The organism is Stenotrophomonas maltophilia group sp. Smal32, assembly GCF_030237085.1.
Classification (GTDB): domain Bacteria; phylum Pseudomonadota; class Gammaproteobacteria; order Xanthomonadales; family Xanthomonadaceae; genus Stenotrophomonas; species Stenotrophomonas maltophilia_Q.
In genome coordinates this window covers 12499-35311 of the sequence record NZ_JASJSI010000022.1, presented here as the reverse complement: position 1 = coordinate 35311, position 22813 = coordinate 12499, and the positions used below count along the sequence as shown (strand labels likewise).

General features: G+C 65.8%; 24 protein-coding genes. 10 read left to right on the top strand and 14 right to left on the bottom strand.

What is annotated here, in order from left to right:
* Positions 1 to 33 precede the first annotated feature (33 nt).
* Complete coding sequence (locus tag QRO91_RS07785; RefSeq protein ID WP_049427581.1) at positions 34 to 2145, top strand: TonB-dependent receptor domain-containing protein; 2112 nt, start codon at positions 34 to 36, stop codon at positions 2143 to 2145.
* 46 nt (positions 2146 to 2191) lie between these two features.
* Here the strand turns inward: QRO91_RS07785 and QRO91_RS07780 are convergent, their stop codons facing one another.
* From QRO91_RS07780 to QRO91_RS07765, 4 genes are all read right to left on the bottom strand, one after another.
* Entirely contained in the window at positions 2192 to 2710 is a 519-nt protein-coding gene (locus QRO91_RS07780; RefSeq protein WP_049427580.1) for a hypothetical protein, read from the bottom strand.
* 210 nt (positions 2711 to 2920) lie between these two features.
* Positions 2921 to 3592: a hypothetical protein gene (locus QRO91_RS07775; protein WP_152906552.1), complete on the bottom strand. Its 672-nt coding sequence runs from the start codon at positions 3590 to 3592 to the stop codon at positions 2921 to 2923.
* Positions 3592 to 4437 carry an energy transducer TonB gene (locus tag QRO91_RS07770; protein ID WP_100443800.1) on the bottom strand — a complete coding sequence of 282 codons (846 nt, stop codon included), beginning with the start codon at positions 4435 to 4437 and terminating at the stop codon, positions 3592 to 3594. Before QRO91_RS07770 ends, QRO91_RS07775 begins: the two co-directional genes overlap by 1 nt.
* Positions 4438 to 4489: 52 nt before the next feature.
* Complete coding sequence (locus tag QRO91_RS07765) at positions 4490 to 5269, bottom strand: hypothetical protein (protein WP_049427577.1); 780 nt, start codon at positions 5267 to 5269, stop codon at positions 4490 to 4492.
* A gap of 205 nt (positions 5270 to 5474) precedes the next feature.
* Here QRO91_RS07765 and QRO91_RS07760 point away from each other — a divergent pair, with 205 nt between their 5' ends.
* A complete protein-coding gene (locus QRO91_RS07760) occupies positions 5475 to 5798 on the top strand; it encodes a hypothetical protein (RefSeq protein WP_049427576.1) in 324 nt (107 codons plus the stop codon).
* Positions 5799 to 5832: 34 nt separating this feature from the next.
* Here the strand turns inward: QRO91_RS07760 and QRO91_RS07755 are convergent, their stop codons facing one another.
* On the bottom strand, positions 5833 to 6408 hold the full coding sequence (locus QRO91_RS07755) for a TetR/AcrR family transcriptional regulator (protein WP_049427574.1): 576 nt from the start codon (positions 6406 to 6408) through the stop codon (positions 5833 to 5835).
* Positions 6409 to 6477: 69 nt separating this feature from the next.
* Between QRO91_RS07755 and QRO91_RS07750 the strand changes: the two genes are divergently transcribed.
* Entirely contained in the window at positions 6478 to 7023 is a 546-nt protein-coding gene (locus QRO91_RS07750) for a thioesterase family protein (protein ID WP_197633273.1), read from the top strand.
* Positions 7024 to 7029: 6 nt separating this feature from the next.
* On the opposite strand, the gene QRO91_RS07745 is transcribed toward QRO91_RS07750, so the two are convergent.
* Complete coding sequence (locus QRO91_RS07745; RefSeq protein WP_197650494.1) at positions 7030 to 8163, bottom strand: agmatine/peptidylarginine deiminase; 1134 nt, start codon at positions 8161 to 8163, stop codon at positions 7030 to 7032.
* Positions 8164 to 8268: 105 nt separating this feature from the next.
* On the opposite strand from QRO91_RS07745, the gene QRO91_RS07740 reads away from it, so the two are divergent.
* Positions 8269 to 9153 (top strand): LysR family transcriptional regulator, encoded by an 885-nt coding sequence (locus tag QRO91_RS07740; RefSeq protein ID WP_049427569.1) that lies wholly within the window; start codon positions 8269 to 8271, stop codon positions 9151 to 9153.
* On the opposite strand, the gene QRO91_RS07735 is transcribed toward QRO91_RS07740, so the two are convergent.
* Both QRO91_RS07735 and QRO91_RS07730 read right to left on the bottom strand, forming a co-directional pair.
* The gene (locus QRO91_RS07735) at positions 9128 to 9916 is read right to left on the bottom strand and encodes an SGNH/GDSL hydrolase family protein (RefSeq protein ID WP_197650493.1); all 789 of its coding nucleotides are present in this window, start codon (positions 9914 to 9916) and stop codon (positions 9128 to 9130) included. The genes QRO91_RS07740 and QRO91_RS07735 overlap by 26 nt on opposite strands.
* A gap of 49 nt (positions 9917 to 9965) precedes the next feature.
* Positions 9966 to 10931 (bottom strand): DUF2268 domain-containing putative Zn-dependent protease, encoded by a 966-nt coding sequence (locus QRO91_RS07730; RefSeq protein ID WP_197650492.1) that lies wholly within the window; start codon positions 10929 to 10931, stop codon positions 9966 to 9968.
* Positions 10932 to 11069: 138 nt separating this feature from the next.
* On the opposite strand from QRO91_RS07730, the gene QRO91_RS07725 reads away from it, so the two are divergent.
* Positions 11070 to 12053, top strand: coding sequence for a hypothetical protein (locus tag QRO91_RS07725; protein WP_197650491.1), 984 nt, complete (start codon positions 11070 to 11072; stop codon positions 12051 to 12053).
* 13 nt (positions 12054 to 12066) lie between these two features.
* Here QRO91_RS07725 and QRO91_RS07720 read toward each other — a convergent pair whose 3' ends face one another.
* The 3 genes from QRO91_RS07720 to QRO91_RS07710 all read right to left on the bottom strand — a co-directional run bounded on the left by QRO91_RS07720 (position 12067) and on the right by QRO91_RS07710 (position 15535).
* Positions 12067 to 12387, bottom strand: a complete 321-nt coding sequence (locus QRO91_RS07720) for a hypothetical protein (protein ID WP_197619774.1) — start codon at positions 12385 to 12387, stop codon at positions 12067 to 12069.
* Between the two features lie 199 nt (positions 12388 to 12586).
* Entirely contained in the window at positions 12587 to 15049 is a 2463-nt protein-coding gene (locus QRO91_RS07715) for a prolyl oligopeptidase family serine peptidase (RefSeq protein ID WP_100443799.1), read from the bottom strand.
* 156 nt (positions 15050 to 15205) lie between these two features.
* The gene (locus QRO91_RS07710) at positions 15206 to 15535 is read right to left on the bottom strand and encodes a hypothetical protein (protein ID WP_049430086.1); all 330 of its coding nucleotides are present in this window, start codon (positions 15533 to 15535) and stop codon (positions 15206 to 15208) included.
* A 458-nt stretch (positions 15536 to 15993) separates the two neighbouring features.
* Here QRO91_RS07710 and QRO91_RS07705 point away from each other — a divergent pair, with 458 nt between their 5' ends.
* From QRO91_RS07705 to QRO91_RS07690, 4 genes are all read left to right on the top strand, one after another.
* A complete protein-coding gene (locus tag QRO91_RS07705) occupies positions 15994 to 16611 on the top strand; it encodes a hypothetical protein (protein ID WP_049430087.1) in 618 nt (205 codons plus the stop codon).
* Positions 16612 to 16623: 12 nt separating this feature from the next.
* Positions 16624 to 18051 (top strand): XVIPCD domain-containing protein, encoded by a 1428-nt coding sequence (locus QRO91_RS07700; protein ID WP_197650490.1) that lies wholly within the window; start codon positions 16624 to 16626, stop codon positions 18049 to 18051.
* Between the two features lie 70 nt (positions 18052 to 18121).
* Entirely contained in the window at positions 18122 to 18898 is a 777-nt protein-coding gene (locus tag QRO91_RS07695; protein WP_197650489.1) for a HipA family kinase, read from the top strand.
* Positions 18876 to 19277, top strand: coding sequence for a DUF3037 domain-containing protein (locus QRO91_RS07690; RefSeq protein WP_197650488.1), 402 nt, complete (start codon positions 18876 to 18878; stop codon positions 19275 to 19277). The genes QRO91_RS07695 and QRO91_RS07690 overlap by 23 nt, the downstream gene beginning before the upstream one ends.
* Positions 19278 to 19375: 98 nt before the next feature.
* Here the strand turns inward: QRO91_RS07690 and QRO91_RS07685 are convergent, their stop codons facing one another.
* Together QRO91_RS07685 and QRO91_RS07680 are read right to left on the bottom strand one after the other, a co-directional pair.
* The gene (locus QRO91_RS07685; RefSeq protein ID WP_049430091.1) at positions 19376 to 19876 is read right to left on the bottom strand and encodes a DUF4952 domain-containing protein; all 501 of its coding nucleotides are present in this window, start codon (positions 19874 to 19876) and stop codon (positions 19376 to 19378) included.
* A 50-nt stretch (positions 19877 to 19926) separates the two neighbouring features.
* Positions 19927 to 20832 carry a LysR family transcriptional regulator gene (locus QRO91_RS07680; RefSeq protein ID WP_197650487.1) on the bottom strand — a complete coding sequence of 302 codons (906 nt, stop codon included), beginning with the start codon at positions 20830 to 20832 and terminating at the stop codon, positions 19927 to 19929.
* 120 nt (positions 20833 to 20952) lie between these two features.
* Between QRO91_RS07680 and QRO91_RS07675 the strand changes: the two genes are divergently transcribed.
* Positions 20953 to 21942, top strand: coding sequence for a zinc-dependent alcohol dehydrogenase family protein (locus tag QRO91_RS07675; protein ID WP_049430093.1), 990 nt, complete (start codon positions 20953 to 20955; stop codon positions 21940 to 21942).
* Positions 21943 to 22267: 325 nt separating this feature from the next.
* Here QRO91_RS07675 and QRO91_RS07670 read toward each other — a convergent pair whose 3' ends face one another.
* Complete coding sequence (locus QRO91_RS07670) at positions 22268 to 22750, bottom strand: REP-associated tyrosine transposase (RefSeq protein WP_049430100.1); 483 nt, start codon at positions 22748 to 22750, stop codon at positions 22268 to 22270.
* Between the last annotated feature and the right edge of the window lie 63 nt (positions 22751 to 22813).

Sequence of the window (22813 nt, the reverse complement as noted above, 5' to 3'; positions counted from 1 at the left end):
GCGCGCCACTTTCGTGGTTTACAGCATTCCCGCATGTCGCTCCCGTCTCACCGTCCCACCCCGTCCCTGCTGTTCCTGGCAGTTTCCCTCGGCCTGGCTTCCACTGCCGTCGCCGCACCGCAGGCCACCACCCTTGATGCCGTACGGGTCACCGCTGCCGCCGATGCCAGTGCCCAGGCGCGCGAGGCGCTGAACCGCGTGCCTGGCGCCAGCAACGTCATCGACGTGGCCAAGGCCGACAGTCGACTGTCCAGCAGTGCCGATGTACTGGCCTACCAACCGGGTATCAGCGCGCAGTCGCCGGGCAACGAGGGCACCAAGATCTCGATCCGTGGCTCGGGCATCAATCGCGGGCCGGGCGCGCATGCCTCGGGCATCGCCGTGGCGATCGACGGCCTGCCGCTGACCGGACCGGGCGGCACGCCCTACGAACTGCTGGAACCGCTGTGGCTGTCGCGCGTGGAGGTGCTGCGCGGGGCCAATGGTTTCGAACGTGGCGCGCTGGCACTCGGCGGTGCCATCGATTACGTCAGCCGCAACGGCCGTGATTCGGCTGGCGTGCAATTGCGTTACGAGGCCGGCAGCCGTGGCTACCAGAAGCGCGGTCTCAGCTGGGGCGGTGTCAGCGGCGACGTCGATTACTTCCTGGCCTACACCGATACCGAATTCCACGGCTACCAGCTCCATGCGCGTGGCGACGGTAAAGGTGCGATGGCGAACATCGGCTGGCAGATCACGCCCGACCTGCAGACGCGCTTCTTCGTGCGCTATCGCGAAACCAACCACGAAACGCCCGGGCGCCTGACCCGCGACCAGATCCGCAACGATCCGCATGCGGCCAATCCAGCCAACCTGGCCATCGATGCGCGCCGCCCGCAACCCGGCAGCGCCTGGGTGGGCAATGTCACCACGCTGCAGATCGATGAGGACTCCTCATTGCAGGCCGGCCTGGTCTATCACACGTACCCGATGGACTTGAACGAGAGCCTGTACCGCCAGCAACTGGACTACGCCAACCTCAACGCCACGCTGGACTATCGCCACCGCCACCGGCTGTTCGGGCTGGACAGTGAAACCATGGTCGGCCTGCGCGTCACCCACGACCTGGACGCCGACGTGCGCGAGTCGCTGCGCTTTGCCAGCAACGGCTATGCCGCCGGCACGCGCACGCGTGATTTCCGCCACCACGGCACCGACAGCACGCTGCACGTCAGCAATATCCTCACCTTCAACGACCGCCTGCGCATGCAGACCGGGCTGGCGCTGATCAACACCCGCCGCGACGTGCAGGTGACCTGGCCAAACAGCGGCGGTCGACTGCGCGATCATGACTGGGACTACGCGCCGCGGCTGGGCTTCACCTGGCAGCACAGCGCGCAGACGCAGTGGTTCGGCAACCTCAGCCGCTCGGTGGAAGCACCGCATCCGTGGTCGATGATCTGGGGCTCGAACCAGTACTTCGGGCCGGGCAATGGCCCCTCCACCGGCCGCCAGCGCGCGCCGGTACCGATGCAGAACCAGACCGCCACCACGCTGGAACTGGGTGCGCGCGGCGACGCTGTGCTGGGGCGCTGGGAACTGACCGGCTACTACGCGCACGTCAACCACGAGCTGCTGAGCGTGGAGCTGCAACCGGTACCGAACCTGTTCATCGCAGAGAACAACGCCAGCCCCACCGTGCACCGTGGCATCGAAGCCGGATTGGACAGCACGCTGTGGCAGGCCGCGCCGGGGCGCCTGTCCTTGCGCCAGGCGTACACCTTCAGTGATTTCCGTTACCGCCACGACGCGCGCTTCGGCAGCAACCGCCTGCCGGGCCTGCCGCGCCACAGCTACCAGGCCGAGCTGCGCTTCGATCACGCCTCGGGCCTCTATGCTGCACTGAACACCGAATACGCCTCGCGCATCGCAGTGGACTACGCCAACAGCTACTGGGCCGACAGCCATGTGATCTTCGGCAGCCGCATCGGCTACGACGCACCCGGTGGCCGCTGGCAGGCGTGGGCGGAGATGCGCAACATCGGCAACCGCCACTACGCGGCCACGGTCACGCCGGGCTACGACGACGCCGGCAAGGATGTCGCGCGCTCGACGCCAGGCGAAGGCCGTGGCGTCTATGCCGGCGTGCGCTGGCGCTTTGACTGATCGCCTCAGGCGGCGCCGGATGTGATCCGGCGCCGTCATTCCAGGGTCAGCCGATACGCCAGGCCGGCAGGCGTTCGCTGCGCTTCCAGATGGAGGGCGCGAAACCAATCAACACCAGCGCCGCCAGCCACTTCGGTGAGGTATTGAGCAGTGTCGAGGTGAGCGAGCCATCGACGGGGGCGGCCATTTCCTGCCACGGGTTGTAGCCCAGGTAGACGACGCTGCCAGCCCACCACAGCAACGCCGCACCGACACCCACCAGCAACAGGGACAGCGTGCGGCAGGTCCAGCGCTGCGACGTGGTGCCCCATTCCCGCGACGCCGCGATCAGCAGGCCCACCACCAGCAGCGACACCAGTGCAACCAGCCCGATATCGACCTTGTGCCCGATACGCTCATAGCTGCAGGCGCGGCATTGCGCCTCCTCCGCGGCGGTAGCGGCTTCGGCGGTAGCGGCCTGCCCGGCTGCGGGCTCAGCCAGTGCTGCAAACGGCATCAGTACTGCCAGCAGCGTCACCATGATCCAACGAAACAACGTCCTGTTCCTGCGTGCAGCGACATCCATGCGCTCTTCCTCGTCAGTGGTTCTACGTCGCGGGACGCAGTACGCGGCCGTCCCATACGTGGCCCACAGATCGTTCAGGCGGTTCGGCCATGCAGCGTCCGTGTTCCCGTTGGAGTATGACAAGCTCCCGATAGACGAAATCGCCGGAACACGAATCCCAGGCGACCGCGATCATAGCCCACTGCCCATCGACGCTGAAAACGGGCCGGGTCAGATAGGCGAAGTGGTCGTATGTCCGAGTCCGCCCATGCACCGTTGCCGCGCACCCCTGCTCCCGCAGCGCTCGAAGCTCTGCGCCGTCCATCCGCTGCGCACCGGCCAATGCGGCCACAGGCATTGGCGTGGGACGGCGATTGGCGGGAACCAGGTCCGCCTGCAGGCGCAACCGCAGCGCATGGATGTCCGGCGGCCACCGGTCGTCCAGCGGCAGGACCGATCGTCCACCTCCTGGCAGGTGGAGGCACTGCTGCCCGGCCAGCAATAGGGCAAGGTCTGCTCCATCACGTAGATGTCCTCCCCCACCGCGTCGGTCAACTGCGGCTGCTCCTGCGGGCGCCATTGATCGACGCGCGTGGACGGCGTCTGCGGTGCGGTGGGCACCGCGCTCAGCGAGGTTGGCAGAACTGGCGTTGGCTGCGGCAATGCGGGTGGAAGGGGAAATGGCGGCCTCTGCCGGATCGCCAGCGCCATCGCCTCCGCCTGCATCTGCGCTGTTCCCAGGTTGACCGGTGGCGGACCGCTCTCCTGCTGCCACCTCGGGCGCAGGCTGCAGATTCCGGCCATGAGAGCCAAAGCCGACAGCGCCGCCGCCAGCGATGCAATGCGTCGCCAGGCGATCCGTTGTTGGCAGTCGCGGTCTGGCTTGAACGAGGTAACTGTCATCACGACTCCGCCAACGCGGGCCACAGGCCGTGTCCAAAGCTCATATGGCGGACAGGCTCCACTCGAATGCGCTCCCATCCGCCCTTCCTGCGGTGCAGAAGGTAGAGGTCGCGCATCGCCATTCCTCCACTGCACAGATCCGAGGCGATCGATGCCATTGCCCAGTTCCCGTCCAGGCTGAACACAGGACGCTGCAGATAGACAACGCCCAGATCCGGATTGCCCGGTCCGCCCATGCATCCCTCGATACCGCGCGCGCGTCGTTGCTGAAGCTCGTCCCACGTCATCCGCTGCGCCCGCACGTGTGCAAGCTCAAACGCGAGGTCGGGTACCCGCACAGCCCGACGGTTCACAACCTGCAGCATCGACTCCAGCTGCTGCTGCAGTTGAAAGGACGCCGCGCTGTCATCATCGCGCCACTCGAAGACGCTGTGACGAACCTGGCAGACAGGGGCGGGATCTCCTTCACCGCAGGTAGGCGCAGTCCATTCCATCACGGCAAATGGCATGTCGGGCTCCGAGCCGCGCGGCTCGAAGTGTGCTGGCTCGACGTCGTCCAGCGGCACCGCCGCGGTCGCGAACCCACTGTTACCGGTCAGCATCGGGAAGGAGACTGCCTTGATTGGAGTCGGTGGTAGGGGCGGACTTCCTGGTGGTGTCGGTCGCAGGTCGATGAGCTCTGCCATCACTTCGGCCTGCATCTGTGCAGTTCCCAGGTTGATCGGCGGCGGGCCGGTGTCCTGCCGCCACTGCGGACGCACGCTGGCCATCAGCGCTGCGCCAGCAGTCACGAACAGGACGACCGCTGTCGTCAGGATGCGCTTCCGTGCAATGCGCTGTCGCATGAAGTTCCTGGAAGAGATGACGCAGGTTGGGATATCGGCCGGTAACCTGGCGCTACAGCGCTTGAATGACCTGCAGCAGATGGCTCGCACCCGGCACAAGTTCCTGCGCAAGCCAACCCAGCACAGCAAAGAACAGCAGCAGGCCGAGCAGCAGCCAGATCGTGTGCGTCACGCATACCCGCCACCATCCCTGCACCTGCATGCCCTGCATGCGCCGGTACAAGCCACCGGCAATGGCCGCGTCCACCAGCAGTTCGGCCATCAGTACCGGCGCCGACCACACCACCCACACGCTGGCCAGCAGGACGGCGGCCACCAGCGCGACGATGCCGAGGAGGGCCAGCAACGGCAGGCCCGCTTCGTCTTCAGCCAGCCCGGCCAGCGGCACTTCGCTCACCTCGACCTCGCTCGGCGGTGCCGACTCATTCCACGAGGCAGACGCACCGCCACCGCCGGAACGGCCACCGACGCTGCTCCACGGTGATTCGGCGACGCCGCCGTGTGCCGATGGGCTGCCTCCACCCACCTCCGACGACAGGCCATCCAGCACGTCGTCCCAGCGCCAACGGATCCAGATCCACATCAGCAGCAGGAACACGCCGTAGGCCTGCAGTACCGCCATCGGGTAGCGCAACAGCATTGCGTCGACGCCAGCCAGTCGCAGCAGATGCGAGGCAAGGAACCCGGCGGCTCCAGTCAACGCAACGATCAAGGCCATCTGCAGACGGGGCCAGCCACGTTGCTGCAGGTGCCGCCGCGCACGCACGACTTCACCGCCACGGCTCCTGGGCAGCTTCAATGCACTGATGGAAAAATGGCGCGAGTTCTTCATGCCGCCACCCGTAGACGGGAGGCATCGCGGCCAGGGACCTCAGAAACCTGATACTGCATGCGGACATCCTTGCCGGGCACGCGTAGGCGGTGGTGGACGGATTCTAGCGCGATGGGGCCGTGGGTCCATCTGCCACGGGCCGGACTGGCGCCGGCCTTGTACCCGCGCGCCGGCGGCTGGATTATGATTTTCCACCAGAAGAACTATGCGCCACGGCATGCAGGCCTCCCAGTTCACCCGCGCCACCGCGCTCGTGATGTTCGTTCCAATGATTGGCCTCGCCGCTTGGGGTTCGTGGTTTGGTAGCCGCTGCTTCAGCGATGGCTGCCTCGGCGTCCTGGTGGCCTGGCTTGCCGCCGTGGTCACCTTTGCGGTGCAGGCGTTGCTGGTGCTCCCGGCGAATGCCTGGGCCCTCAAGCGGCAGGGAGCGCCCGCCTCCCGCAGCTACCTTCGTTGGTTGGGCGCGTCGGCCGTCGCAGCCTTCCTGCCCATCGTGCTCGGCTGGGGTTACCTGGTGATCTTCAGATGACCTGCCGCGCGTCTCCCGCACACGAATAGCCGGATCAGGGCGGCGCGGTCGCCTTCAGCAACTGCGCTGCGACCTGGTCGAACGGGGCGATGTCCTGCAGTGCGCGGCACATCGCCACGGCGCCTTCCACGCTGGCGATCACCAGGCTGGCCAGTCCATCCGCCGCCGCAGGATCGTGGCCGTCGGCAATGAAGGCTGCGGCGAGATGCCCCTGCCAGCGCGCGAACACTTCGGCAGCGGCAACACGTGGCTGGCTGGGCACGGCTTCCACCGGCTCTTCCACTGCCGCGGCCAGGACCGGACAGCCCGCGCGGAACCCGGAGCGCAGCAGGCGCTCGCGCCACATTGCCAGGAACTGCCGCAGGCCCAGCACGGCCCCGCCCTTCAACAGCTCGACGAGAAGCGCCTCCACCTTGTCGCCGGCCATGTAGGTGGCGCGCGCCAGCAGTTCCTGCTTGCCGCCCGGGAAGTGGTGGTAGGTGGAGCCCAGCGGCGCCTCGGCCAGCTTGGTCACCTCACGGATGCTGGTGGCATTGAGGCCTACCCGCGCCAGCATCTGTGCTGCGGCATCAATCACCCGTTGCGGGGCATCAGAGGGTCGTGGGCTCACGGTGATCGCCTTGCTAAGACAGTCGTCATAGATTAGCGTACCGGCCGTTCTATAACAGTCGTCATAGCCATGAATCTCTGGTTCCGCCTGCTCCACCTGCTGCTGTGCAGCCTGTTCCGGCCCAAGCTGGAGGCCCCGTTCGGGGTGTCTCGCCTGCAGTTCCGGGTGCTGCCCAACGATCTGGACAGCAACCTGCACATGACCAACGGCCGCTACTGGAACATCTTCGACCTGGGCCGGCTGGACCTGATCCTGCGCATGGGCCTGGGCCGGGTGGCGCTGCGCGAGAAGTGGGCACCGATCGTCGGCGCAGGCACCATCCAGTTCCGTCGCGAGCTGAAGCCGTTCCAGCGCTTCACCCTGGAAACGCGCCTGGTGGGCTGGGTCGGTTCGCGCGGCATCATGGAGCAGCGCGTACTGATCGGCGCTGAGCAGAAGATCGCCACGCGCGCGCTGCTGGTCACCGGCATCTACGACCGCCGCTCACGCCAGTTCCTGGGCATGCCAAAGATGATGGAAGCGATCGGCGTGGTCGCCCCGCCCTCGCCGCCACTCAGCGCGGCCGCCGAGGCGTTGCTGGCGGCCGATGCCGCGTTGAAGCAGGACCACGCCTGAAGCGCGTCACCCGACCTTCGGCATGTTCTTTGTCACGCAATGGATGCCACCTCCGCCGCCCGCAATCGCGTCGATGTCCACCGGCTCGATCTCCCGGCTGGGGTACAGATCCTCCAGCAGTTCACGGCAGTAGCCATCGGCAGCGTCGTCGCCAAACTGCGGCGCGACCACCGCACCATTGATCGGCAGGTAGTTGACGTAGCCCATCGCCAGGTCGTCGTTGTCGCGGGTATGCACGTTGTCGCGCCCGTCCAGCGGTGGCGGCAACGTGTGCACCTGCAGGCGACGACCATCGGCATCGGTGGCCTCGCGCAGGATCTGTAGATGTTCGCGGGTCAGGTCGTGATCGTAGGACTCCGGATCATTGTCCAGGTTGGCGATCACTACGCCGGGGCGCACGAAGCGTGCGTAGAAATCCACGTGCGCATCGGTGATGTCCTCGCCGGCAATACCGGGCAGCCAGATCACCTTGCGCAGGCCAAGGTGATGCTTCAGCTCGGCCTCGATATCCGCGCGCGACCAGTCGGGATTGCGGTTGCGGTTCACCCAGCAGCTCTCGGTGAGGATGGCGGTGCCATGACCGTCGACTTCGATGCCACCACCCTCGCCCACCAGATCGCTTTCCAGCAGCGTGGCACCGGTCACCTGCGCCAGCCACGGCGCCACCGCGCCATCGTTGCGTGCGCTCTGCTTGCCACCCCAGCCGTTGAAGTTGAAATCAACCAGGCCCAGCCCGCCCTTGCCATCGGTGACGAAACAACCGCCGTAGTCGCGCACCCAGATGTCATCCAGCGGCACCTCGAGGAACTCGATGTTGTCGCGGCCGCAGCGATCCTGCGCCAGCTTCCGCTGCGCCGGGCGGCACAGCACGCTGACCGGCTGGTAGCGGGCGATGGTGCGGGCCAGGCGGGCGACGGCGGTGTTCACCGCGTCGGCCTGCGCACCCCAGACCCGCGGTTGCGCAGCAAAGGCCAGGAAGACGCGCTCCTGGGGGCCATGCTCGTCGGGCATCCGCCAGATACCCGCGCCCGGCCCCGCCGCAGCCACGCGAGCCGGCAACCCCGCCAGACCGAGGGCGGCCAGGCCGCCAAGACCGGCGGCGCCCGCCAGCTGGGTGAGGAAGTGACGACGGCTGCTCATGACGGGCTCCAGGGCCGGTGTGGGATGGAAGCTATGCTGCGCTTGCCCATCCATAAGAACAAACGATAGCTTCAGCCATCAATTGAACAGTTTTACTTACCTGAAATGCTCAAGCATTGGCCACCGCTGAACGCGTTGCGTGGTTTCGAGGCCGCCGCCCGCCTGGGTAGTTTCCACAGGGCAGCCGAGGAACTGCATCTGACCCAGTCGGCCATCAGCCAGCAGATCCGGGGCCTGGAAGCCTCGCTGCAGCAGCCGTTGTTCTTCCGGCAGGGCCGCAGCGTCACCCTCACCGACGCCGGCATCGACCTGCTGGAAACCACCCAGTCCCTGCTGCGGCAGCTGGCCAGTGGCATCCGCCGGCTCGATCAGTACCGCAAGCCGAATCAACTGATCGTCAACACCAGCCCGGCCTTTGCGCGCCATTGGCTGGTGCCACGCCTGGCCGGGTTCCATCGCCTGCATCCCGACGCCGACCTGTGGCTGCTGACCAGCGAGGACGCGCCGGACATGACCACGCAGACGCTGGACGTGGCGGTACGCGACGACCTGGACTCACAGGCCCAGTGCCAGCATCGCGTGCTGCTGCAGGATCGCCTCTTTCCGGCCTGCCATCCCGACCTGCTGGCCACGCCCGTGCATGAACGCCTGACCCTGCATGGCGAGCGCGAAATGGATTGGAGCCAGTGGCAGGTACAGGGGGGCGCCGATGTTGGCCAGCGCCGCGAAGGCATGAACTTCTCCGAGCCCGGGCAGCTGCTGGATGCAGCCTGCCAAGGGCTGGGCATCGCCCTGGTCAGCGAGTTGTTGGCGGCTCGCGCCTGCGATCAAGGCCTGCTGCTACCGCTGGATGAGGCGCGCGTGCGCGGCCCGCGCTGGAGCTGGCTGGTGCACCAGGACAGCGCGGCCGATCCGCTGGTGATCAGTTTCTGCGAGTGGCTGCTGGCGAGTCTGCCCGCGGGAGCTACTTCTGCTGCAGCGCGCGCTTGACCGCCGCTTCGGCCAACGGCGCCATCACCGCATAGCCCTTCGCGGTGGGATGCACGCCGTCCTCGGCCAGCTGCGGATCGAGGCCACCAGCCGCATTGGCCATCGGCGTGTAGTAGTCCAGATAGACCAGCTGCTTCGCCTCGGCATAGCGCTTCAACGCCTTATTCAATGCGCGCACCTTCGGCGCAGGCGTGATGCCCGGCATCCACGGGTACTCACTCACCGGCAGCACGGAGGCCAGCACCACGGCGATGCCATGTGCACGGGCCAGCTCCATCATCGCGTGCAGGTTGTCTTCGATCATCCCCTGCGTGGATGGGCCGGTATTGCCGGCGATGTCGTTGGTGCCGGCCAGGATCACCACCACCTGCGGCTTGAGCGCCAGCGCGTCCTGGGAAAACCGCACCAGCATCTGTGCCGTAGTCTGGCCGCTGATGCCACGATTGAGCCACCCCTTGCCGGGGAAGAATCCAGCGCTGCCATCCTTGCCCCAGCCTTCGGTGATGGAATCGCCGAAGAACACTACGCGTGGCTGCCCGGGTACTGCGGCAGGCAACCGTGCGTTGGCGTCGCGATAGTGCTGCAGCTGCGGCCAGTCGGCCAAGCGCTGCTGCATGAAACGAACCTCGTCGGGGCGCAACTGCTCGACAGGCGTCAGCAGCAGTGGATTGACTGCGACAGTTTCTGCGGCACCCAGCGGAGAAACCAACGCAAGGCCCAGCGTCACGACAGTCACGGCGGCAAGCTCAACAGGTCCACGCATGCGGGTACTCCTGAAATCAACTTCAGCAGTCTAGCGCCCTGTGCTGCGCTCAGCGTGCAGCCGTACGCGCCGCCACACCCGTGACCTTTGCCGGCATCCACATGCCCGGCGTCCAGCCGCTGGCGGCCAGGATCGCTTTCGGGTTGTCCTGCTGTATCAGCGCTCGCACCGCGTCACGCTTGTCCTTGGCCTGCAGGTAATAGGCCTTGGCGATGCGATAACCCACCCAGTACCCCAGGTCGTAAGGCTCCTGCGAGCCCGGCTTGTAGTTGTACAGCCATGGCGACAGATCGGTGCTGTCCAGATCCAGCGCGAACGCGCTTTCGATATGTACTTCGCGGCCACGGGTCCAAGCCGCGTGGCGCCCGTTGCCCACGTTGCCGGAAATCAACTCGGCGATGAACTCGGCGATGCCCTCCCCCAGCGAAATACGCAGCACCGTCGCCTGCGGGTCACCCGGCTCGAAGTCGGTCAGGCCGGTCTGCTGGATGTGCACGTATTCGTGTGCGATCACGTGCACGAAGCGGTCCTGCACATTGGGATGCATGAAGTCGGCCGCGCACAACGCTTCCAGGCCGATGATCACCCCGCTCTTCGACGTCAGCCCTACAGGACGGCCGCGGCCCACCACGATGGTCACTGGCGGGAACCGGGTCTGCGGGTAGATCGCCTGCAGGTTGGCGAACACCTGTACCAGCCGTTGCTTGACCGCCGGCAGCTCGGCCAGGCAGTTCCGCCCCTGCGCATACAGCTCCGGCTGGCTGGCGATGGACTCGGCAATCCGCTCCGGAGTGACCCGGCGTGCCTTGGCCAACTCGGCCAGGCCGGCCGAACCCTCCGCCATGTATCCACGCAGCTGCGCAACGCTCGGCTTGCCGCCAGCGCTGTCATAGAGTGCATAGAAACGACTGGCATCCTCGGTGAGGATCTGCGGCCCTGCCGGTACCGCTGCGGTGGCCGCGCCCATCGCCCCGGCACAGGCCAGGGCTAACAGGCCGCGCAGGTTAATGAACATCGCTCCGTCCTTGGTGGAGTGCATGCGAAGCGCGCAATCTATCACTCCGCCCGGCCCACTGCAGCAGGCGGATGCGGGCGCCCCGGCGCTGTGCCAGACTCGCTTCGGCACCTGCCATGGAAGATGGAGCACCGCACGATGATGATCGTTCCCGCGTACTGGGCCGAAGCCCGCCTGCAGGCCCGTTTCCGTGGCCGGCCGGTGGTGGTGCGCCGCTTTGGCTGGTCCGACGAAGGCCCAGCCCAAGCCCAGGGTCACGCCGACCGCCGTGCCAACGAAGCACTCAATGCCATTCTTGCCGGGCAGGTGCTGCCGCGTCGCGAAGTGCGCAGCAACTACGGCGTGGAAGGCGTTCCGATCCGCGAGCAGATCGTGCAGCGCGACGGTGACGTCATCATCACCCGCAACAGCTACGGTGCGCTCTGCCTCAATACCCCTGACGTGCTGTTCGCCGACATCGACCATGCGCAGCCGCCGGCAGGTTGCGTGCTGCCTGCAATCATCGCGGCAGTGCTGCTGTTCGCCGGCGCCATCATCGGCACCCTGCTCTGGCACTGGCTGGTGGGACTGGTACTGGGGGTGGCGGCGGTGTTGCTGGTCAACACGGCGATGCTGATGCAGCGCAAGCGGCGCCTGGCCGCGGCCGGTGGCGCCCAAGGTGTAGCGCTGCAGCGGGTCGCGACCTTCAGCGAACAGCATCCGGACTGGCATCTGCGCGCGTACCGCACGCCGGCCGGACTACGCGTGCTGGCCATGCATACCACGTTCTCCCCCGAGGACGAGCAGCTGCAGGCCTTCTTCAAGGCACTGGGCACCGACGCCCTCTACGCGCGCATGTGCCGGCTGCAGCATTGCTTCCGTGCGCGACTGACACCGAAGCCGTGGCGCGTCGGCCTGAAGTACCGCATCCGCCCACCGGTGGCCGCGTGGTCAGCCGAACAGGCCAACAACCCGGACCGCCTGGCCTGGATTGCCGAATACGAGAAGAAGAGCGCTGGCTTTGCCGCCTGCGCCTATCTGCGAAGTTTCGGTGATACCACGCGCATCCATGCGAAGGCCGAGCACGTGCGCGAACTGCACGACCGGTTGGCGCACGCGCAGGACCGCCTGCCGCTGGCGTGAGCGCAGCAGGCGCTCAATCAGCGCCCTGCACGAACGGCTGCCCTGCCAGGGTAGTGCCCAGCCGCACCGCGACCTGCTGTCCGCCCTTCTCGAAAGTCGTCGCACACTGCTTCCCACCCTTCTGGCATCCGACTTCCGGAAAGCCTTCCAGCGACTCCGGCGCGCCCTCCACCGGCTTCACCTGCCAACCGGCCGCGTCCAGCAGGCGCTTGGCCTTGGCGTAAGGCATGCCGGCGATGATCCCCAGCTGCGCCAGTTCGGCGGGCAGCGACTGAGCACCCGCAGTTGAGACCAGGAACAACGACAACGTTGCAGCAAGAAGGATGGCTTTCATTGCACCGACCCGGGACGGACTTACAGGTTCAGCCTAGACCATTTGCATGGCATGCGAATGTGCCGGTAACACGTCGTTACCGAGTCTCCACAGTTGATTGCAGAGCACTTGCTGCTGTTTGCAGGCGAACGGGCAGCCGAACGTGGGCTCTGCTTTACAGGATGCAGGAAGGCCACCCGGAGGTGGCCTTCCTGTTCCCTTACTTGGCGTTCTTCACATAGGTATCGAACCAGTTCAGCATTTCCGCTACCAGCTGCTCGTTCGACTCCAGCGCGGTGTACCAGTGCGGCTCGTTCGGCAGCATCACCAGGCGAGTGGTACCACCGTTGCCGCGGATCGCCTGGTACAGCTTGCGCGACTGGAACGGCTCGGTGCCCGGATTCGCATCGTCTTCGCCGTGGACCAGCAGCAGCGGCAGCTTGATCTTGTCGGCATAGAAGAACGGCGAGGCCTTCAGGTACACGTCCTGCGCCTGCCAGACCGATCGGCGTTCGTTCTGGAAGCCGAACGGGGTGAAGGTCTTGTTGTACGAGCCACTGGTCGCCACGCCGGCCTTGAACAGGTTGGTGTGGGCGATCAGGTTGGCGGTCATCAGGCCACCGTGGCTGTGGCCGGTCACGCCGATGCGGTTGCGGTCGACCACGCCCATGTCCACGGCCTTGTCCACCGCAGCCTTGGCATCGGCTTCCAGCTGCTCCAGGTAGGTGTCGTAGGCGTTCTTCGGGTCGCCCACGATCGGGAACGAGGCGTTGTCGATGATCGCGTAGCCGGCCAGCAGCATCAGGCGGTACGGCTGCAGGCGGGTGAAGGTCTGCTGCGAACCCGATACCTGGCCCGCCTGTGCGGCGTTGGCGAAGTCGGCCGGGTAGGCGTACAGGATCGCCGGCACACGCTGGCCTTCCTTGTAGCCCGGCGGCGTGTACAGGGTGAACGACAGGTCCACGCCATCGGCCCGCTTGTAGGTCACCAGCTGCTTCTTGATCTGGCGCACTTCCGGGGTCGGGTCGACCAGCTTGGTCAGCGCGGTGGCGGTGGACGCGAACTGCGCCTCGCCGGCCTTCGCGTCGGCCACCGCCTCACCCTGCTGGCGGATGAAGGCGTTCGGCGGATCGATCACCGACTGGTGCCAGGTCAGGTAGCGCCCCGGCGTGCTGCTGAAACCGAGGAACTGTTCGTAGGCGTCGGCACTGCTGCGGAACAGGCGCTCGCTCTTCAGCGTGCCCAGGTCAAGGCGGTCCAGGAACGGACGATCGCCCTGCGGCGACGCGCCACGGCCGCTGAGGAACACATGGTTGCCCTCACGGCGCACGACCTGGGCGCCATTCGGCAGGCGGGTGAACACCAGATTGCCGGGGTTGGCGTACAGCTCGTCGCTGGACATGTCCCACAGCAGGCGCCCTTCCTTCTTCGGCTGATCCACATCGACGACGCGGGTCTGCATCCAGTGGCGGTTCTCGTCGTTCTCGTACTGGAACGCCACGGCCGGATCGGCGGTCCACGCAAAACCTTCGAAGCGCTGCGTGGTGCGGGTGATCTCGGTCGGTTTGCCGTTGAAAGGTGCCTTCAGCATCAGCACGCGATCGCGATGCGGCACGTTGACTTTCCAGTCGCCCTTGTCCAGCGCTTCGGCATAGACCAAGGTGGCCGGATCGGTGGCACGCCAGTCGAAACCACGCGGGCCTTCCGGCACGCCGTGCACCGGCACGCGGTCGGCCAGCGGCAGGCTGGCGATCGGCGTGGACTTGCCGCTGGCGATATCCAGCACGGCCACGTCGTTGGCGAAGCGCTGGTAGGTCACCGCATGCGAGTACGGTGCCTTGATCGACTCGGTCAGCACATGCACGCCATCGGGCGCGGCGCTGACGTCGTTGAACAGCGCCGGCTGCCCGACCGGACGCACGCTGCCGGCGGCGGTGTCGACCACGGCCAACTGCGAGGCACCGTAGTAGGCGAACAGCTTCTCGTCATGCACGCTGGTCAGCGTATCGCGCGCCTCATAGGTGCTGCTCTCGCCGCTGCTGCCCAGCGACTCCTGCGCATCCGGGCCGGTCGGCACACCGCCATTGGACGGCGCCGGGCCCTGGTTGGCCGGCACCAGCTTCACCAGCAGGTTCTGGCTGCCACCCAGCCACTGCACGGTGTTGCCAAAGATCGGGTTCAGCTGCACGTTCGGGATCTGCTTCACCTGCCCGGTGGCGGCATCGCCCACCCACAGCTGCACGCTGGTATCGACCGCATTCTGGAACGCGAAGTGGCTACCATCGGCCGACCACAGCGCGCCGGTGGCGCAGCCCTGCGGCAGGTTGACCTTGGTCTCCTTGCCGCTGCCGATATCGACCAGGGTGAAGTCAGCCACGCAGGCCGGAATGCCGTAGCCACCGGGGGTGTCATGGCGGCTGCGGTTCTTCGGCTCCAGGCGCACACCGGCCAGCTTCAGGTACGGCTGGGCAACGCGGCTGATCGACGGGTAGGTCTGCGCGGTGGTCAGCAACAGGCGCTGGCCGCCCGGGGCCACGTTCGGCGCCGGCGGCGGCGGCGCCTTCAGCACCTTGAGCAGGCGTTCCGGCGGCTTTGCGTAATCGGCAAGCGCCGGGCCAGTGGCCAGCAGGCCGAAGGTGGCAACGGCAACGGCCGCCGCCAGAGAGGTACGACGGATGAGCATCCTTATCCCCTGGGGTGTGAATGGGAGCCCGGAAACGGGCAAGGGCCCGAATCTAGCACCGCAGGGGTTGTCGTGAATGGGCCGGAAGGGCTAGTGGCCGGATGGGGCAAAAGCGCTGCCGCTGGTGGGGCAGCACCTGCCGGGCAGGGCCCGGCGCTACTGTTGGGCGTGCAGGTCCCAAGTGGCCAGATAATCCGGGTCGATCACGATCATGCCACTGTTGCTCATCCGGTACTCGCCCGGCTGGGCCGGCAGGTACTGGTCGAGCATCGGCGGCAGGTAACGCTCGTGGCCATCATTCTCATCGGCCAGCACCACGCCTTCATCGGCGCTGATGCGCAGTACCGTTCCTGCGTACTGCTCCAGCCCCTGCACCTGGCCGTCGCCGCCGTAGCGGGTTACCCCGACAAGCACCAGCTTGCCGATCATTTCTTCGACCTTGGCGTCGTCCAGGGCCGGCAGCATTCTTTCGTATTGGTCGCTCATCAGTGCACCTCCAAAGCCTGCAGGATCATCATGGACACGCCAGCCTCCGCGCTGCGACCGCCGTCGGCGACGCAGAGAGCAATCTGGCGTGCATATGTGTGTGTTGCAGGGCCGGCACGAGAATGCCGGATCCGCGTCGGGTGAACGGTGGCAGGTACTGCGGGTGGCGGCCATCCGTGCCGGCAGAGTGGCCGTATCAGACCAGGATCAACACCACGCGTTGCATTGCATGCGGGATAAAGCGTGACAGCTGCGCAGTTGTTGCATGACGGCCTCCTGTTGAAGGTCACACGCGAGGTTGAAGCTCCACGGACCTGATGCTGACATCGCGCGCGGCAGGGTCAAGTGAAGAATGCGCACCCGTTCACCTTTTGTATCGTATCGGGGGCCTCGCTTGCGCTTAACCTCTGCTTCACCCAGCGCCCCCTAGGGTCAGCCTTCATCTGCAAGGAACGCTCATGCCCCGGTACGCATTCATACGACCGTGGACGCTCGCACTGACGGTGACCACGCTCAGCGCCTGCGCACATGCCGCCGACCGCATGCCGACTTCTCAAGGAACCGACACCATGGCCCCATCCGTATCCGAGACCACTTCGCCCTCCCCGCTCAATGCCGAGCAACTGTTGTCGCGCCTTCTGGACCTGATCAAGGCAACGACGTCCACGCGCGAACTGACCGCCGAACGCCTGTCCGCCGCAATGCAGGCACCGGCGCAGACCTTCGGGCCCGGCCACTTCGGCTATGGCGGCACGCTGACGCCGGAATGGGGCTATGGCCTGGAAGTGAAGCAGGATGGTGCAGCCGGCACGCGATTGGACCTGAACTTCATCGATACCAGCAGCGACCGCAAGGCGTCGGCTGCGGCGATCTGCCAGGTCGACTTCAACCACTTCGCCTCGGCACTGGATGCCGCCGGCTTCAAGCGCGAGACGGTGCGCGGCGAACACGGCCGGGTGATCTACGACCGCTTCGATCGACCGCAGCTGAGCATCAAGGTCGACACGATGCCCGAGAACCCCCACGCCCTCGGCGACGCCACGCATGCCTGCGTGCGTCTTGTCACCGTGCAGTAAGGGGAGCCATCAATGACGACCCTTTCCGCAGAAACGGAACGCCTGCTGGGCGAATTCGCCGGCAAGACCGACGTCACCAGCGACCAGGTCGACAACCTGCGCAGCGTCATCGCGGGTTCGCCTGTACTGGCAAAGCAGGTGGACGCAGCCATCGCGGCAGGCTACCTGGAACGCTTCGAACTGCTTCCCGCTGCAAGCAATGCCGGGGGCACCTACGAGACGGGCACGAAATCCATAAACCTGCCCGCCAGCAGCCTGTCGACCCCTGCGGCGCCGGACAGGTTCGACGCGGCCGAGGTTGCCTTTGTGCTCGGACACGAGATCCAGCACGGCTTCAACGATGCAGATGTCGAGCGTGCCTACGTGCAGTTCGATGCCGACGTGGAGCAGATCGCAGGCCGTACCACGAGCCATGATTACACCGAGGCGATCGGCACCCTGCTCGCGGCCAACCGCCGCGATGAGGCCTCTTCGAACATCGCAGGCTGGAATGCGCTGGTCAGCCAGGTACGCGCCAACGACCCGGACGCTACCCTGCGCGACCTGTATGAAGCCAGCCCCCGCTCAACAGACGTCATACAGTCGCGACCCGGCCCGCCGATCACCTATGCACCGCACCCGGAGCTGACCCTCAATGCGGACCTGACCATCTCCCCCACCGCAGCCAACATCGAGGGAATGGCCAAGCACTATTACGATCAGGGCGTCAGCACCGGCCTGGGCCATCATGGGAATTCGGACTACCAGAATTTCTACGGCGTCCAGGCGATCGAACTGGTCAGCGGATACGAGGCCGCGAATCCGGCGCCCGACGGTGTGAGCCGGATGGAAGTGAACATGAAGAAGCTGGGGCTGGACGAGCGCCTGCTGGAGCAGAACGGGCTCAACCTCGGCGAGGGCTCGCCCCTACGCCAGCCCTACTTCGATACCAGCACCTCGCCGTCGACGCTGCACTACTTCGACCACACCGAGGGCACACACGTCCATGTGCCCATCACCGCACAGCATGCGGCAGCGGGCGCTGGCGTGCAGATGCCGCTCATGGATGGTCGCGACCGTTCGCTGCACGAGCAGATCCGCGGCAAGGTAGCGGAGCTGGATGCTGCCAATGGACGCAGTTTCGATGCCTCCAGCGAACGCTTGAGCGCCAGCCTGCTGGTGCTGGCCCGCGAAAACGGGCTGGACCGGGTCGACCATGTGGTGCTCAGCCGCCAGACCGATGGTGCATGCGCCGCGCAGAACATCTTCGTGGTGAAGGGGCCGCTGGACGATCCGGCCTCGCTGCGCGCGTCATCGCCCACCGCCGAGGCCGCGCAACGCCCGGTGCAGGACAGCCTGGATACGCTTGCCGTGGTCAACCAGCGACAGGCCGAGCAGGCCTCGCAGGAACAGACCCGCACCCAGGTGCAGGAACAGCAGCGCAGCGCGTTGTCGCACTGAGGGCAGATGGCAGGGAGCCGCCGCGGCGTTGCCCGGCGCTCCCGTCCCGGCAGCACGCTAGAATGCGTCCATGCGCACCGTACACGCCCTCCGCTACATCACCCCGTTACGGGAAGGTGGCTCCCTGCCCGCCGTGGTCGAGACCGACGACGATGGCATGGCCGTGCTCAAGTTCCGTGGCGCCGGCCAGGGCCCGAAGGCGCTGATCGCCGAGCTGATCGCCGGCGAAATGGCGCGCACGCTGGGTCTGCCGATTCCAGAAATCCTGTTCGTGGAGCTGGACCGCGAGTTCGCCCGCACCGAACCGGACCCGGAGATCCAGGAGCTGATCCGCGCCAGCGAGGGCCTGAACCTGGGCCTGGACTATCTGCCCGGCGCGATCAACTACGACCCGGCAGCGATGCCGGTGGATGCCGACCTTGCCTCGCGCATCGTCTGGTTCGATGCGTTCACCAGCAATGTCGATCGCACCACGCGCAATCCCAACCTGATGGTCTGGCACCGCAAGCTGTACCTGATCGACCACGGTGCGGCGATGTACTTCCATCACGACTGGGCCAACGCCGGCGATGCCTGCGAAAAGCCCTTCGTGCTGATCCGCGACCATGTGCTGCTGTCGTTCGCCAACCGCATCGCCGAGGTCGATGCCGAGCTGGCTGCACGCCTGACCGATGCCGAGATCGAGCGCATCGTCGGCCTGGTGCCGGACAGCTGGCTGGTGGGCGAGCCGGCGTTCGACAGCCCGCAGACCTATCGGCAGGGCTACATCGACTATCTCAAGCACCGCCTGAAAGTGCGTGCGGTATTCGTGCAGGAGGCCATCCGTGTCCACGCTGCACACGTATGACTATGCGGTCATCCGCGTGGTACCGCGGGTGGAACGCGAAGAGTTCATCAATGTCGGGGTGATCGTGTCCTGTCCCGGTGCACGGCACTTGGAAGCAGCCATCGAGATCGATCCGGCACGCCTGCGCGCATTCGCGCCGGCGCTGGACCAGGAGGCATTGCAGCCGTGGCTGGATGCGATCGTGGCGATCTGCCGCGGTGACGCCACGGCCGGGCCGATTGCGCAGCTGCCGGCACGCGCGCGCTTCCATTTCCTCACCGCCAAGCGCAGCTCGGTTGTGCAGATGTCGAGCACGCATGTCGGTCGTACTGCCGATCCTGCAGGCGTGGTGGAGCATCTGATGACGAAGATGGTACGGGTGCCGGCACCGACCGGGTAACGTCGATCCGGCGTGCCCATCAGAACCGAATACGCCAGCTCAGTGCAGAGAAGCAGCTGCACGCATCCTGGACCAAGGATCCACCTACCGCATCCACGCTAGGGACTCTGCCGCAGCACCTCAACCGTTACGTCGAATGCTTCGATGCGCTTCCACTCGCTCCGCTGATGCGGCAGCGATTCAATGCCCATCCCGATCTGGTACCTCACCGTGTCTGCACCTTCGCGCCAGCTGTAGGGCCCGCCATTGCTCCAGCCACAGCAGGTGTAACGCAGCATCGGCATGCCGAATGTCGTGTGCAGATACGCTTCGACCTGCTCGGCACGGGCACCTGCAACACGGTAGTGGGCTTGCATCGGTTTGATGTAGGACGTGTCGTCCTGGCTGCAGCCTACGTATTCCAGGCCTGCAGGCTTCCGCCCCATCGCCTGCAGGAAATCCTGGCAGCGGGTGTCCGGTCGCGCCAGGCCGTCAGCACGTCCCTGCAGCTCCCACTCGGCCAGCGCCTGCGCAGGGGTTTGCTCCACGATCTCGCTGCCGCCGGACAACGCCGCCAGCAGCAGGAAGCCAACGGTAAGCTCCGGCAGCGGAAGAGACATCACAGGGCGATCCTTCGCAGACAGTGGCAGGAATGCTAACCGATGCCGCGCTATCGCCGCGCCATCGTCTGCTCGTTGAAACGTGCCACGCAGAAATCCAGGAAGCTGCGCAGCTTGGGCGTCAGCTGGCGATCACGCGGGTACAGCAGATTGATCCAGGTCGACACTGGCACGAACGCCGGCAGCACTTCCACCAGTTCACCACGCGCGAGTGCGGCGGCCAGCATCTCGTGCGGCTGCAGGATCAGCCCCAACCCACCCACCGCGGCGGTCAACAACGGCTCGGCCTGGTTGACCATGAAACGGCTGGACACGGGCACGGTCAGCACGCTGCCATCGGCATCGCGGAAACTCCAGCGTGTGCGGATGATCGAATGCGCGAAGCCCAGGCACTCGTGCCGGCTCAGGTCATTGGGATGGATGATGGCCGGGCGCGAAGCCAGATAGCTTGGCGACGCACACAGGACCAGCGGATACGGCCCCAGCCGTCGCGCCACCAGCCCGCTGTCGGCCAGGTCACCGGTACGGAACACCAGGTCGTACCCGTCTTCAACGATGTCCACCAGGCTGTTGGACAGGTTCAGATCGACCTGCACGTCCGGGTACTGCTGCATGTAGGCCACCACCGCCGGGCCCAGTGCGTGCACGCCGAAGGTGACCGGTGCGCTGATGCGCAGGCGTCCCATCGGCCGCCCACGCGCCACTTCTGCCAATTGCTCGGCGCCCTCCACTTCCTCCAGGATCACCTGCGCACGCGCCAGATAGGCCTGGCCGAAGTCGGTCAGGCTCTGCTTGCGCGTGGTGCGGTTGAGCAGGCGCACGCCCAGGTGCTGCTCCAGCGCCTGGATATGCTTGCCGACCAGCTGCGGCGACAGGTTCAGGGCCTCGGCGGCAGCGGCGAAGGAGCCGACCTCGGCGACTTTCGCGAAGGTCCGCAGGGGAGCGATCAGGTCCATTGCAAACAATTGTTTTTCAATGAAACGCCAGATTACCCATTATTCTGGATAGTGACCACGTGCATAGTAGCGGCCACTTCCCCGCCGGCCTGATCGCCGGTCCTTCCCCGGAGTTCCCCCATGAGCCAGGTTGTCCGCATCCACGAATATGGCAACGCCGATGTACTGCGCATCGACGACATCGACGTTCCCGCCCCCGCCGCCGACGAAATCCAGATCCGGGTAAAGGCGATCGGCCTGAACCGCGCCGAGGTGATGTTCCGCAACGGCGCCTACCTGCAGGAAGCGCAGTTCCCCAGCCGGCTGGGCTATGAAGCAGCCGGTGTGGTCGAAGCGCTCGGCAATGACGTGAACGGGTTCGCCATTGGCGATGCCGTCAGTGTGGTGCCACCGCTGGACATCGCGCGCTGGGGCACCTATGGCGAACTGGCCAATGTACCGGCGCGGCTGGTGGTGAAGCACCCACAGGCACTGGACTTCGAAACGGCCGCCGCGGTGTGGATGCAGTACGTGACTGCCTGGGGCGCACTGCTGGAGCAGGCGCATCTGGCGGCCGGCGATTTCGTCATCATCACCGCCGCCAGCAGCAGTGTCGGCCTGGCTGCGATCCAGATCGCCAATGCCGTGGGTGCCACCCCGATCGCGGTGACCCGCGGCCCGGGCAAGCGCCAGGCCCTGCTCGATGCCGGTGCCGCCCATGTCATCGCCACCCAGGAACAGGATCTGGCAGCCGAAGTGGCGCGCATCACCGGCGGCGCCGGTGCCCGCGTGGTGTTCGATCCGATCGGCGGCCCGCAGTTCAACGCGTTGACCGAAGCGATGGCGCGCGGTGGCATCCTGCTGGAGTACGGCGCGCTGAGCAGCGAACCGACCCCGTTCCCGCTGTTCAACGTTCTGGGCAAGTCGCTGACGCTGAAAGGCTACCTGTACTCGGAAATCGTCTCCGACGATGCCGTGCTGGCCCGTGCCAAGGCCTTCATCGTCGATGGCCTGGACAAGGGCTTGCTGGCACCGAAGATCGCCAGGGTGTTTCCGTTCGCGCAGATCCAGGACGCGCATCGTTATCTGGAATCGAACGAACAGATCGGCAAGGTGGTGGTGACGGTGTAACCCATCAGCAGACCGACGAGGTAGAGTCGACTGTCCAGTCGACTATCGCGCGAAGCGCGGGCTTTCCAGCGCGCGCGAGAAGTGCAGTCGACTGCAGAAGCACGCAGTCGTCTGGAATCGAGCGAACCCGCCAGTAAACCGACGAGGTAGAGTCGACTGTTAGTCGACTATCGCGCGAAGCGCGGGCTTTCCAGCGTGGGCGAGAAGAGCAGTCGACTGACAGTCGACTCTACCCAGTCGGTTCGGCCCAGTCGGCCGTAGAAGCGCGCAGTCGCGTGGAATCGCGCGAACCCTTCAGTAGACCGACGAGGTAGAGTTGGCCGTATCAGAATTCATCCTCGTGGACCGACTCCAGCTCGCTCAGCGGCCAGCGACACCACCCGTACGGATGGTCACCGATCTGCGCGGCAAGACCGGCTCGAACGGGATTTGACAGAATGTAGCAAGCGTGTCTGTGCAGCGACGCGTCACTGCGGATCGCATGATCGTGATAACCCGCCTGCCAGATTGCACCCTGGTTCCCTCGCCGCCGGTTGATCAGAAAACTGCTGCGCGCCTTGAAGCGCTGCACGCAGTAGCCCAGCGAATGGCCACGTAGTTGAGCCAGCCAGTGGATATGATCCGGCATGATGACCCAGGCAAGCGACGCAGTCAGGCCTTCCCGGTCCATCGATCCGAGGAGCTGCATGGCAAGATCGGCATTGGCAGGGCAATCGAAGACGCGATGGCGGTTCCGGCACACCATGGTGATGGCGTAGACGTTACCGACGATGGATCGCCGGCCGGCAAGCAGTTGGGGGCTGGGCATGAGCTTGAGAATGCTCGCTCGCATGGATTTCCGGCATCGGTTCCCTGCCAACGCCAGGATCAG

Bases quoted from the DNA above. Each gene is read 5' to 3' on its own strand.
- QRO91_RS07725 (WP_197650491.1), top strand. From the start codon at position 11,070: ATGATGATCGTTCCCGCGTACTGGGCCGAAGCCCGCCTGCAGGCCCGT.
- QRO91_RS07730 (WP_197650492.1), bottom strand. From the start codon at position 10,931: ATGTTCATTAACCTGCGCGGCCTGTTAGCCCTGGCCTGTGCCGGGGCG.
- QRO91_RS07785 (WP_049427581.1), top strand. From the start codon at position 34: ATGTCGCTCCCGTCTCACCGTCCCACCCCGTCCCTGCTGTTCCTGGCA.
- QRO91_RS07770 (WP_100443800.1), bottom strand. From the start codon at position 4,437: ATGCGACAGCGCATTGCACGGAAGCGCATCCTGACGACAGCGGTCGTC.
- QRO91_RS07750 (WP_197633273.1), top strand. From the start codon at position 6,478: ATGAATCTCTGGTTCCGCCTGCTCCACCTGCTGCTGTGCAGCCTGTTC.
- QRO91_RS07680 (WP_197650487.1), bottom strand. From the start codon at position 20,832: ATGGACCTGATCGCTCCCCTGCGGACCTTCGCGAAAGTCGCCGAGGTC.
- QRO91_RS07705 (WP_049430087.1), top strand. From the start codon at position 15,994: ATGCCCCGGTACGCATTCATACGACCGTGGACGCTCGCACTGACGGTG.
- QRO91_RS07735 (WP_197650493.1), bottom strand. From the start codon at position 9,916: ATGCGTGGACCTGTTGAGCTTGCCGCCGTGACTGTCGTGACGCTGGGC.
- QRO91_RS07675 (WP_049430093.1), top strand. From the start codon at position 20,953: ATGAGCCAGGTTGTCCGCATCCACGAATATGGCAACGCCGATGTACTG.
- QRO91_RS07720 (WP_197619774.1), bottom strand. From the start codon at position 12,387: ATGAAAGCCATCCTTCTTGCTGCAACGTTGTCGTTGTTCCTGGTCTCA.
- QRO91_RS07780 (WP_049427580.1), bottom strand. From the start codon at position 2,710: ATGGATGTCGCTGCACGCAGGAACAGGACGTTGTTTCGTTGGATCATG.
- QRO91_RS07710 (WP_049430086.1), bottom strand. From the start codon at position 15,535: ATGAGCGACCAATACGAAAGAATGCTGCCGGCCCTGGACGACGCCAAG.
- QRO91_RS07700 (WP_197650490.1), top strand. From the start codon at position 16,624: ATGACGACCCTTTCCGCAGAAACGGAACGCCTGCTGGGCGAATTCGCC.
- QRO91_RS07765 (WP_049427577.1), bottom strand. From the start codon at position 5,269: ATGAAGAACTCGCGCCATTTTTCCATCAGTGCATTGAAGCTGCCCAGG.
- QRO91_RS07740 (WP_049427569.1), top strand. From the start codon at position 8,269: ATGCTCAAGCATTGGCCACCGCTGAACGCGTTGCGTGGTTTCGAGGCC.
- QRO91_RS07715 (WP_100443799.1), bottom strand. From the start codon at position 15,049: ATGCTCATCCGTCGTACCTCTCTGGCGGCGGCCGTTGCCGTTGCCACC.
- QRO91_RS07775 (WP_152906552.1), bottom strand. From the start codon at position 3,592: ATGACAGTTACCTCGTTCAAGCCAGACCGCGACTGCCAACAACGGATC.
- QRO91_RS07760 (WP_049427576.1), top strand. From the start codon at position 5,475: ATGCGCCACGGCATGCAGGCCTCCCAGTTCACCCGCGCCACCGCGCTC.
- QRO91_RS07695 (WP_197650489.1), top strand. From the start codon at position 18,122: ATGCGCACCGTACACGCCCTCCGCTACATCACCCCGTTACGGGAAGGT.
- QRO91_RS07745 (WP_197650494.1), bottom strand. From the start codon at position 8,163: ATGAGCAGCCGTCGTCACTTCCTCACCCAGCTGGCGGGCGCCGCCGGT.
- QRO91_RS07670 (WP_049430100.1), bottom strand. From the start codon at position 22,750: ATGCCCAGCCCCCAACTGCTTGCCGGCCGGCGATCCATCGTCGGTAAC.
- QRO91_RS07685 (WP_049430091.1), bottom strand. From the start codon at position 19,876: ATGTCTCTTCCGCTGCCGGAGCTTACCGTTGGCTTCCTGCTGCTGGCG.